Annotated in this window: 10 protein-coding genes; 5 read left to right on the top strand and 5 right to left on the bottom strand. The window is 41.2% G+C overall.

The window, feature by feature from the left end:
• Positions 1 to 42: 42 nt before the first annotated feature.
• The 3 genes from BJP37_RS32950 to BJP37_RS32940 are packed head-to-tail and all read right to left on the bottom strand — an operon-like array spanning position 43 to position 4,009.
• Positions 43 to 2,634: a tetratricopeptide repeat protein gene (locus BJP37_RS32950; RefSeq protein ID WP_075905351.1), complete on the bottom strand. Its 2,592-nt coding sequence runs from the start codon at positions 2,632 to 2,634 to the stop codon at positions 43 to 45.
• A gap of 42 nt (positions 2,635 to 2,676) precedes the next feature.
• Positions 2,677 to 3,087, bottom strand: coding sequence for a hypothetical protein (locus BJP37_RS32945; protein ID WP_075905349.1), 411 nt, complete (start codon positions 3,085 to 3,087; stop codon positions 2,677 to 2,679).
• A 34-nt stretch (positions 3,088 to 3,121) separates the two neighbouring features.
• Positions 3,122 to 4,009, bottom strand: coding sequence for a hypothetical protein (locus BJP37_RS32940; RefSeq protein ID WP_075905347.1), 888 nt, complete (start codon positions 4,007 to 4,009; stop codon positions 3,122 to 3,124).
• A 491-nt stretch (positions 4,010 to 4,500) separates the two neighbouring features.
• Between BJP37_RS32940 and BJP37_RS41845 the strand changes: the two genes are divergently transcribed.
• The 5 genes from BJP37_RS41845 to BJP37_RS35140 all read left to right on the top strand — a co-directional run bounded on the left by BJP37_RS41845 (position 4,501) and on the right by BJP37_RS35140 (position 8,265).
• On the top strand, positions 4,501 to 4,656 hold the full coding sequence (locus tag BJP37_RS41845) for a hypothetical protein (RefSeq protein ID WP_198954254.1): 156 nt from the start codon (positions 4,501 to 4,503) through the stop codon (positions 4,654 to 4,656).
• 216 nt (positions 4,657 to 4,872) lie between these two features.
• Entirely contained in the window at positions 4,873 to 5,772 is a 900-nt protein-coding gene (locus tag BJP37_RS32930; protein ID WP_075905343.1) for an Rpn family recombination-promoting nuclease/putative transposase, read from the top strand.
• A gap of 243 nt (positions 5,773 to 6,015) precedes the next feature.
• The gene (locus BJP37_RS37995; RefSeq protein ID WP_143727919.1) at positions 6,016 to 6,264 is read left to right on the top strand and encodes a hypothetical protein; all 249 of its coding nucleotides are present in this window, start codon (positions 6,016 to 6,018) and stop codon (positions 6,262 to 6,264) included.
• 617 nt (positions 6,265 to 6,881) lie between these two features.
• The gene (locus BJP37_RS32915; RefSeq protein ID WP_214607790.1) at positions 6,882 to 7,313 is read left to right on the top strand and encodes a hypothetical protein; all 432 of its coding nucleotides are present in this window, start codon (positions 6,882 to 6,884) and stop codon (positions 7,311 to 7,313) included.
• Entirely contained in the window at positions 7,306 to 8,265 is a 960-nt protein-coding gene (locus tag BJP37_RS35140) for a pentapeptide repeat-containing protein (protein WP_081431413.1), read from the top strand. The genes BJP37_RS32915 and BJP37_RS35140 overlap by 8 nt, the downstream gene beginning before the upstream one ends.
• A 76-nt stretch (positions 8,266 to 8,341) precedes the next feature.
• Here BJP37_RS35140 and BJP37_RS32900 read toward each other — a convergent pair whose 3' ends face one another.
• The gene (locus tag BJP37_RS32900; RefSeq protein ID WP_075905335.1) at positions 8,342 to 8,809 is read right to left on the bottom strand and encodes a Nif11-like leader peptide family natural product precursor; all 468 of its coding nucleotides are present in this window, start codon (positions 8,807 to 8,809) and stop codon (positions 8,342 to 8,344) included.
• A 91-nt stretch (positions 8,810 to 8,900) separates the two neighbouring features.
• Entirely contained in the window at positions 8,901 to 9,743 is an 843-nt protein-coding gene (locus BJP37_RS32895; RefSeq protein WP_075905333.1) for an inositol monophosphatase family protein, read from the bottom strand.
• Positions 9,744 to 10,027: the final 284 nt, after the last annotated feature.

The following is a 10,027-nucleotide window of genomic DNA, read 5'->3' as shown; positions in this document are numbered from 1 at the left end:
ATAATTCCTAAAATTTGTCAAGTTTTTTGTAAAGAAATATGTTTATAAAGCATAGCTTAACAAGGGGGGGACAATTGCGGCATTTTCTGGTAATAAACCCTCTTGCTCCCCTGTTTTTAAGGGTGATAAACCCTCTTGCTCCCCCCTTATTAAGGGGGGCTGGGGGGGATCCACAATCGGCAACGCCGCAAAAGGAATCTGATGCAAAAATATATGAGGCACAATAATCAACTCCTCAATCCCAGTCAGATAGTGTGCCACCAGCTCCTGCAACTGCAAGCGCTCAGCAAGTTTCTCAAGAAAATCCCCCATGTTCTGTTTCCATTCACTTTGTGCCTCAACATAGGGAATAAACCAGTTTTCTAGAAGCCAAATCTGTAGTCTTTTTCTTCCCTGGCCTACACAAGTAAAAACTTGAGGACTGCGATCCTTACGTAGGATAAAAATATGGGTATCCTCCCTTGTTGTGTAAAAACTAAGCAGAGCAGTCGTTGATTCCTCGATTAACTGCTGCATTTGCTCCCAATCGAGATGCTCCACCTGCACTTGTCCTGCCAAAACCGGATCATAGCGGCGCAGTTGTTGCCAAACTTGCTGTTTTTGTGCCTCTAATGCTTGGATTTCCTTCTCGTATTTTAATAAAGCTTCCCTAGTTAAGGATTGACCAGATTGTTTCACTGCCATTCCCAATGACATGGTTTTATTAGGACTTCCGGCTAGAACTGGAACAGTCTCCGAAGCAGAACCAAAACCGAGGGCATTGATACGCCGTTGCAGTTCCTCACGGAGGGCATTGATACGCCGTTGCAATTCCTCGTAGTCCTGCAAATGCTGTTCTAGTTCTGGGACAATGTCTCCTCCTTGGTAGAGTTCATTACTAGCCATCATATCTACCAACCGTTGGGCACGAGAACGTTCAGTATATTCCACTGCTTTCTCGATCTGACTTAAGTTGAGGCAAGCTTGAATTATTTTGTCATACACGTCAATGGAATCAGCAAGAATTTCTTGGCGACGCTCCTCATCAATTGCCCAACTCCGGCTTTGTTCTATTGCTTGGATAGCTAGGGCGTAACCTTCGATAGCTAGTTGCAAATTATTATTTTTTAGAGCAACATTACCTAAATTTCGACTAGCTGTTAGGCAATTAATGGGGAAGTTTTCTGGAGTCCAAATTTGTAGGGCATGTTGAAAAGCAGTGATAGCTTGTTCGATATTCTCGGCTCTATCTCCTTTTATTCTATTATTGTAGGCAATACCGAGATTGTTTTGAGTCATTGCCCAATTTTGGGGAAATGCTGATTTGGCATAGATTTGTAGGGCATGTTGAAAAGCAGTGATAGCTTGTTCGATATTCTCGGCTCTATCTCCTTTTATTCTATTAGTGTAGGTAAGACCGAAATTGTTTTGAGTGGTTGCCCAATCTTGGGGAAATGCTGACTTGGTAAGGATTTGTAGGGCATGTTGATAAGCAGTGATAGCTTGTTCGATATTCTCGGCTCTATCTCCTTTTATTCTTTCCGAATAGGCAGTGCCGAGATTGTTTTGAGTGGTTGCCCAATCTTGGGGAAATTCTGATTTGGTAAGGATTTGTAGGGTATTGTTATGATGAGCGATGGCTTGTTCGATATTATCAGCTCTATCTCCTTTTATTCTATCCGAGTAGGCAGTACCGAGATTGTTTTGAGTGGTTGCCCATTTTTTGGGAAATTCTGACTTGGTAAGGATTTGTAGGGCATTTTCATAATGAGCGATGGCTTGTTCGATATTGTCGGCTCTATCTCCTTTTATTCTATTATTGTACGCAGTGCCGAGATTGTTTTGAGTCAATGCCCATTTTTTGGGAAATTCTGACTTGGTAAGGATTTGTAGGGCATGTTGATAAGCAGTGATGGCTTGTTCGATATTATCAGCTCTATCTCCTTTTATTCTATTCTTGTAGGCATTACCGAGATTGTTTTGAGTCGATGCCCAATCTTGTGAAAATTCGGACTTGGTACGGATTTGTAGGGCATGTTGATAAGCAATAATAGCTTGTTCGATATTCTCGGCTCTATCTCCTTTTATTCTATCCGAGTAGGCATTCCCTAGATTGTGTTGAGTGGTTGCCCAATCTTGTGAAAATTCGGACTTGGTACGGATTTGTAGGGCATGTTGATAAGCAGTGATGGCTTGTTCGATATTGTCGGCTCTATCTCCTTTTATTCTATTATTGTAGGCAGCACCGAGATTGTTTTGAATGGTTGCCCAATGTTGGGGAAATGCTGATTTTGTATAGATTTGTATGGCATGTTTATAAGGAGTGATCGCTAGTTCGATATTCTCGGCTCTATCTCCTTTTATTCTCTCAAGGTAGGCATTACCAAGATTGTGTTGAGTCATTGCCCATTGTTGGGGAAATGCTGACTTGATACGGATTTGTATGGCATGTTGATAAGCAGTGATGGCTTGTTCGATATTCTCGGCTCTATCTCCTTTTATTCTATCACGGTAGGCAGCACCGAGATTGTTTTGAATGGTTGCCCAATGTTGGGGAAATTCCTCCAAAGTTAAAATTGTACCAACGATGTCATAACTAGCAATGGCGATTTCTAGGTTACTGGCTATGTTACCCAGAGGAAACTGTTGAATCAAATAACCGAATTGACCAATAACTCTAGCAAAATCTTTAGCTTCTTATGGCTGAAGTTGAGAGAGGTTTTCCCTTGCCCAAAATTGCAGGATCTGCCCTAAGTTTTCATCTAGCTTGTCGAGGTTCTGTTCCAGTAGGGGGTAAACTGATTGAGGACTATGGTCAGTTACGACTGCTTCCAAGATGGACTCTAGGAAATTGAGATAGTCTTCTGAAATAACTTGAGTCCAAGAAGTCTTAAGTATCTCTGCTAAGTGCTGAGCCAAACTTCGCAACCAATTGGCATTGTTATCTCCATCCTCTTCCATTTGTGCTGCTACTGCTGCCATTATCTGCACCAACTCCTGATTCACTAGTTCTGGGTTGGCTTGCAGTATTTCCCCTTCCTGTCCGTTGGGGCATTGCAGTAGTTGTTGGATCAGGTTGGAATACTCTTGAAATCGTTCTTCGTCCATAGTATTTGCCTATTATATTTCCTGTTCCGTAATTCTAAGCAGATGCTTCTACTACCTCGAAAGAGCGATAAAATGCTTGCCAATTATTGTTATCTTCTCCCAACCTTGTCCACAATTCCTTAAGCCGTTCGAGATTCCAAATGGGAGCTGGTTCTTCTTCATTAGGAGTTAACCAAGGAAAATCTAAGGAATCGTCTAAGACAATAGCCAGAAACTCCTCTTGCCCTACCGTATCAAATGTTATCTCTTCACACATTGCCCCTGACTGAGGCATCAACATTGTCTTGTCTTTGAGTCGATTATCTGGAGCAAAAGCTTGGGAAGGACAGAGTATATAGTTGGTAATTACACCGTTATTATATATACCGCGATGTAGTAACAACAAATGCTCTTGGTCACAATCTAGCTCCACATGCATATAGTAAGGAACATCTATAACAATTTCATACTTCTTGCTTTCAGGTACAAATATCCTATTATAATCTTGAGTAAAACGAAGCCAACGGTAAGGCGATGCCGCTTTTTGAATTAGGTCTTGCCAAAGCCAATCCATTTGCCAGTAAGGAAATTTATGCTCCCATAACCAGCCATAAGCAATTCGCCAGGGAGATTCTTTGTCATTGGCTGGTCTTCCTCGTTTGCGCTTGTCCAAATTTATCCCATGTTTGGCCATTTCCTCTCCAAACTGCTGTTTCAGCTTGTCCAGTACTTCCCGAATGGTAGTACCAATGCTTGCTTCATTAAAGGCTCCCAGTTTTTCTGTCATTTGGCTAGCAATGTCAACATTCTTTTGTTGCCAGTTTTCAGGACTAAAACGCAGTTGAAAGCATAGTTTTTGGGTTTCGGAGCTTGTGGATACCGGGAAAATCTGGTCACTTATTTCTCCAAGGAAATTTTTCTTTAGAGATTGTTCGTCTAACATGGCATTTTTCTATAGTCAACAAAATAGTAAAAATTCTGTATTCGTAAAATTTTTATCAAATCAATGCTTACAGTTGTGCTCAACTAAATTTTGCCATGTAGATGGCAATTTGTGTGAACTTAGCACAATTTTTTATAGCTTAGTCGAACCTAGTATATCTAAAAAAGCTGAAATGACCACTAATAGGATTGGCCAGTCGATTTATAAAAAATTTTCTATTAAAAACTAAAAGTATCGCCTCATCAGGATTATAATAATTTTTTGTAAAAAAGGTTTACATAGCCAGCCTATAAAAGCTATTTTTATTTGTTTATATTTGAGCTTCTTTGAGTTGAATTTATTATATTTATTTTGATTACAATACCTGGTTAATTTATTTGTAATTATTTTTATCCAAATACCGTAAAAAATTTTTATATCAAACTTATTACCACCTTTTTTTTAACTCCATAAGCTAGAAGTTAGATGGATTTAATTTAAACATTATCGCCATGAGCAAGAAGACTAATCGCAACCGAAAACGTTGGCTATTAATAGAGTTCGTTGTGGAGTTACTAGCTTTATTCCTTGATGCAAACCTAATCATAGTCTTGAATCTTTGCGTGTTGATTTGGCGTTGGGTCAGGGAAGAAGAGGAGGAGGAGTAGGGTCGATATCATAGTTGTAAAAAAGAAAGTAAGTGTGGCAAGGGTGGGGAGATGGGGAGTGTAAGCTCAACAGGATTTTTTTTCCTCTTCCCTCTTCCCTCTTACCTGCTCCCTGCTCCCTAAAACCCAGATATTTGTACTTCACAAGTCTTAGAATTGCTATAGTTGTAGTCTACTACTTCTTTGAGTAAACGCACCCTCAGCCCCATCTCAGCCATGAAATTCATCAGCCCCAAAACCGACTTTGCCTTTAAAAAAATCTTTGCCTCCCAGGAAAGTAAGCCGATTCTGATTAGCTTCCTCAATGCTCTTGTCTATCACAATCAACCTCTCATCCAAGATTTGGAAATTATTGATCCTTATCAGTCTTCTCCTCTGCCAATCCTCAAAGACTCTTTCCTCGATGTGAAAGCTAAGCTGAGGGATGGTTCTCTAGTGATTATTGAAATGCAGGTTTTGCAGGTAGAGTCTTTTGCTCGTCGAGTTTTGTATAACGCAGCTAAAGCTTACTCACTACAACTAGGTAAAGGGGAAGGCTACCGTTATCTCAAACCAGTGATTGCTCTGACCATTACCGATTTTATTATGTTTCCTGAGAATAATCAGGTAATTAATCATTTTGAGTTCCGAGAAAAAAGTACCAACATCAGCTACGTAGAAAATCACTTACAATTATTGTTTGTAGAGTTACCGAAGTTTGAGAAGCAGTTGGAGGAGTTAGAAGAATTGGATGAGTTGTGGATGTATTTTTTAAAAAATGCCCCTTCCTTAGATACAGTCCCAGATAAAATGGCACAACTACCAGAGTTTCAACAGGCATTTGGGATTGCTTCTCAGGCGAACTTAACCAGGAAAGAGTTGGAGGAACTAGGAAAACGAGAAATGTTTATTCATGACCAACAAGGGCTGATTATATTTGCTGAGAAACAAGGGAGAGAAAAAGGAATGAAACAAGGAATGAAACAAGGAATAGAAGAAGGGATGAAACAAGGGAGAGAAGAAGGGGAGAAAGAAAAAGCCCAAGCAATTGCACGCCAACTTCTGCCTCTTTTGGATGATGAAACGATTAGCCAAACTACTGGCATACCTGTAGAAGAAATTAGGAAGCTTCGCTGAACAAGTCAAAAGGCAATAGACTAATGAAGAATTTAGAATGAAGAATTTAGAATGAAGAATTTAGAATGAAGAATGAAGAATGAAGAATGAAGAATTTAGAATGAATTTTTAGCCTTAGCCAGTTTTGTAGGGTGGGCAAGGGGAGATAAATTGGTTGGAGCGCTTGGGTTGACCAATCACCTTGCCCACCAGGATTAACTGTGGCTAGCTAGCGCTTGGCTTTTGGCGTTGCTGAATAAAGTAATGAATAGCAGTAGAGTGGGCATCCTGCCCGCTCGACCAGATATTGATAACGGGCAAGATGCCCGTTCCACCAAGATGCCCGTTCCACCAAGATGCCCGTTCCACCAAGATGCCCGTTCCACCAAGATGCCCGTTCCACCAAGATGCCCGTTCCACCAAGATGCCCGTTCCACCAAGATGCCCGTTCCACCAAGATGCCCGTTCCACCAAGATGCCCGTTCCACCAAGATGCCCATTCTACAGGTGTGACCCAAGGCCGCGATGGATTGCTTGCGGCCTTGGAGGCGCGCACCTACTCTTAAAATCATTCTATTATTCAGCAACGCCTAAAATAGGTAAACATTGGTTTAATCTGAGTTACGGAAAGCTGACGGCTGACCACTGACCGCTGACCGCTTACTAATTAAGTAATTTCTCGTAATAAATCGAGGATTATTGTAGCTTTTGTAAATCTTAATTTCTGATCAACATAGATTAAAAAGATATAAATTATTATGTTAGGTTTTAATCAAAGTAACTTCATAATTCCAATTTCAGAGGGCATGGTAATAACGCAGGATTTGCCAAAAGAACTTGAAACTATTGAAATTGAGAATAAATACGAAGATTGCCTGTTCATGAAATTAGAGGGGACTATCGTTCAGCCAGATAAAATTGACCTACTTTTAACGATAAACTTTCATGATCAATTTTTATAACTACCCGGTGGTAGCATCAAACTTGGGCTAACCGGTGGAGAGCTAAGGCTGAACTTAACCAATGGCAAACTTCCCTATTCTAACCGTGGTTTCAATGATGATTTTAAGGTTTCCATAGAGAAAAAGCGACGGTCAAAGCAAGCTAGTCAAATTCACCATGACAAGAAGATGTCCATGGGTTTAGATCCTACTTCCAATCAATTTGAGTTCAACATAGGCACTGAATTAAATCTCAGGAAAAATATCAATCACGAAAAAACTGATGAATTCACCATCATGGATTACCAGATCACATCCAAAGGTGGAGAAACTAGTCCAGCCTGGGTTTTTGCAGCCAAAAGTGGTGAGCCATTATTAACTGGAACCCTTAGCAGTATATGGTTAGGCAGCATTACCAAACTAGATATCAATCAACCCTGTTATATCGAAGCAATTTTCACAGTTTTGCAGAAAAATGTCCATCTTTATGAAGCGGAGGGAATCTGGTTTCAAGAAATTAGTCGAGAAGAACGGGCAGTCCTAGATCGAAAGATTGTCTTATTTTTACTCAAGCGCCAATTAAAACCTTATGTAAGTCGGTTGGTATTGCAGGATGTTTAATCAAGAATTAAGCCAGGAAATTATCAAGACACTCCAAGGTTTTCGAGCCGCCAAGACCAAGAATTTCTTGAAATTAGCAGAAGTTGCTGGTTTAGATATTACTAGTGACTTTGCAGGTGCTAACCTTAGGGGTGTCAATCTCAGTAGTCTTAATCTCAGCCATGCTGACTTAAGTGATACTGACTTAAGGGATGCTAAACTCAGTGGTGCTGACTTGAGTAGCGCTGACTTGAGTGGTGCTGACTTGAGTGGCGCTAGCTTGATTTCAGCAAACTTAAGCCATGCTAATCTCAGTAATGCCCAAGTCACAGGAACTCGGTTTGGCAAAAATCCCGGTCTGGTTGAACAGACCAAAGATAACCTGATCAAGCGAGGAGGGATATGGGAACCTAGTATCACGGAAGTGCTTCTGGCTTGGAATGAATTGAATGACCGTGACCGAGATTGGATGATTGCCACAGGGGAGAGTAAAGAAATTCCAGCTGGTCATGTCTTGATTCATGAAGGACAATCGATCAATGCCCTCTACATTGTCCTAGATGGTATCTTAACCGTTTCGGTCGAAGCTTGGAAAAGTCGGGAAATTGCTCGATTATCCAACGGTGAAGTAGTCGGAGAAATGTCTTTTGTGAAAGATCATCCCCCTTCCGCTACAGTTAAGGCTTTAGAAGACTCGATTGTGTGGTCAATTGATCGAGCTAAATTAACCCATAAACTAGAGCAAGACCCCCGTTTTGCAGCTCGTTTTTATCGCTTGCTTGCTGCTGCTATTGCTGATCGCATACACCTGACCACAATTAGCTTACTTTACTTCGAGAAAGAGTATCAGATAGAAGACCCAATGGCTACTAACCTGAGGATTGATGAAAAGGACCCAATCAAAACCTATGAAAAAGATATTTTAGACAAAACTAAGGCAGCGTTACTGATTAATGGGGTGATTGAATCTTAAGCATTCAGCGATCAGCTATCAGTTTTCAGCCTGACCGCTGACCGCTGACCGCTAAATGCTTACCTTTGGTGAATCCCTAGGAAATTAAGCAAGTCAGAAACCCGGCAATCATATCACCTACCATCCATAACATTAATTTGGTTAACTTTTGCTGAATGTTTTGATTTGATTGATCGTCTTTTTTAATCACTTTAAACTCATCTAGCAATTGCACCCAATTGATAGCATCTCTCTTGTCATAAACCCAAGCGATCAGATTGATATCTCCTGTTTCCCAAGCAAATTTCCACCAAGCATCTAACTGTTCTTCTGTAACATCTAATTCTATTGTTTCATTTTTTAAAGTATCACTGGTAGGCTGACTAGAGTGATGCCCCTGGATAAACTGTTGCCAGTCAGCTACGGTAAACTTAAAATCGTAATCCTGTGCTACCTTAACTACCTCTTCTGGATTTCTAGTAGCTATTAGCTGCTGTTTTAAATCCTCTTGTTGAGAAATAGCATGGAAAAATTGAGCAACAGTTTCTGTATAGATTGTAGACATTGTAGATATTAGCTATAAAAAATGCGTCACTCATGGACGCTAGTTAATCGACTTTACATTGACAATTATAATTAATGACAATTATTAATTATTATTCTTTCGAAAAAGATAAAGGCCAAGAAGATAAAGGTGGTGTCTCTAACAAGGCAGCACTAAGACTGTCGTGAATCTTGGCATTAGTTGCCAGAATCCGCCCAGAATTAATATCAATAGGACTGCGATCATAAGCGGTAACTTTACCACCAGCTTCTTCTAGGATAACGATGCCAGCCGCTACATCCCAAGGAGAAAGCCCTCGTTCCCAATAGCCATCCAATCGTCCAGTAGCAACATCACACAAATCGATGGATGCAGAACCACTACGGCGAACTCCTTGAGTCAGATGAGTCAGGTAACAGAACTCGGCATAGTTGTTATCGGAAGTCTGCCGCCGGTCATAGGCAAATCCAGTGACTAACAAGCTCTTACTCAGGTCAGAGACTTGGGAAACCTGGATTGGCTGACCATTGCAGGTTGCCCCTAAGCCCACAGCTGCACACAATAACTCATCCCGAAAGGGATTATATACTGCTCCCACCTGAGGCTTGCCGTCAATCAACAACCCCACAGAGGTAGCAGCAATGGGGTATTGATGGGCATAATTAGTAGTACCATCGAGGGGGTCAATCGCCCATAGGTATTTACTTTGATTGTCTCCCAGTTGACCCGATTCTTCTGCCAGAATCGAATGGTCTGGCACATCGTTTTTGAGTATATCTAAGACTACTGCTTCAGCTTCTTTATCAGCTGCAGTGACTAAATCTCCAGGACGTCCTTTCTCTTCTATAGTTTTGAGATTGCCCCAGTAAGTTTTCAAAACATCACCAGCAGCAGTGGCAGCTTTAGCGGCAATATCAAGGAAAGTTTGTAGTTGTTCGGAGGTATGTTCTGTCATTGAGCAGATAACCTGTAGTTTATCAATTGAGTCGGTAAGCAGTCAGCGGTTAGCGGTCAGCGGTCAGCGGTCAGCGGTCAGCGGTCAGCGGTCAGCTTATTTTATTCAAAAGTACCTCAGCGTGGCACAGGCTTTGGCCTTGGCCTTTGGCCACGCTACGCGAATGGCCACGCTGTGCGAACGACACTGTGACTGTACCAATAAGCACCTCAAGTAGCTTGGCCACAGGCCGAAAGCTGATAGCTGATAACTGATAGCTGATAGCTGATAGCTGATAGCTGATA

The organism is Moorena bouillonii PNG, assembly GCF_001942495.1.
Taxonomy (GTDB): domain Bacteria; phylum Cyanobacteriota; class Cyanobacteriia; order Cyanobacteriales; family Coleofasciculaceae; genus Moorena; species Moorena bouillonii.
The sequence above is the reverse complement of the archived record's forward strand: the minus strand, read 5'-3'. Positions and strand labels throughout refer to the sequence as shown.

Coding starts and splice junctions, on each gene's coding strand:
- BJP37_RS32945 (WP_075905349.1), bottom strand. CDS start 3,087: ATGGACGAAGAACGATTTCAAGAGTATTCCAACCTGATCCAACAACTA.
- BJP37_RS32940 (WP_075905347.1), bottom strand. CDS start 4,009: ATGTTAGACGAACAATCTCTAAAGAAAAATTTCCTTGGAGAAATAAGT.
- BJP37_RS41845 (WP_198954254.1), top strand. CDS start 4,501: ATGAGCAAGAAGACTAATCGCAACCGAAAACGTTGGCTATTAATAGAG.
- BJP37_RS32930 (WP_075905343.1), top strand. CDS start 4,873: ATGAAATTCATCAGCCCCAAAACCGACTTTGCCTTTAAAAAAATCTTT.
- BJP37_RS37995 (WP_143727919.1), top strand. CDS start 6,016: ATGAATAGCAGTAGAGTGGGCATCCTGCCCGCTCGACCAGATATTGAT.
- BJP37_RS32915 (WP_214607790.1), top strand. CDS start 6,882: ATGTCCATGGGTTTAGATCCTACTTCCAATCAATTTGAGTTCAACATA.
- BJP37_RS35140 (WP_081431413.1), top strand. CDS start 7,306: ATGTTTAATCAAGAATTAAGCCAGGAAATTATCAAGACACTCCAAGGT.
- BJP37_RS32900 (WP_075905335.1), bottom strand. CDS start 8,809: ATGTCTACAATCTATACAGAAACTGTTGCTCAATTTTTCCATGCTATT.
- BJP37_RS32895 (WP_075905333.1), bottom strand. CDS start 9,743: ATGACAGAACATACCTCCGAACAACTACAAACTTTCCTTGATATTGCC.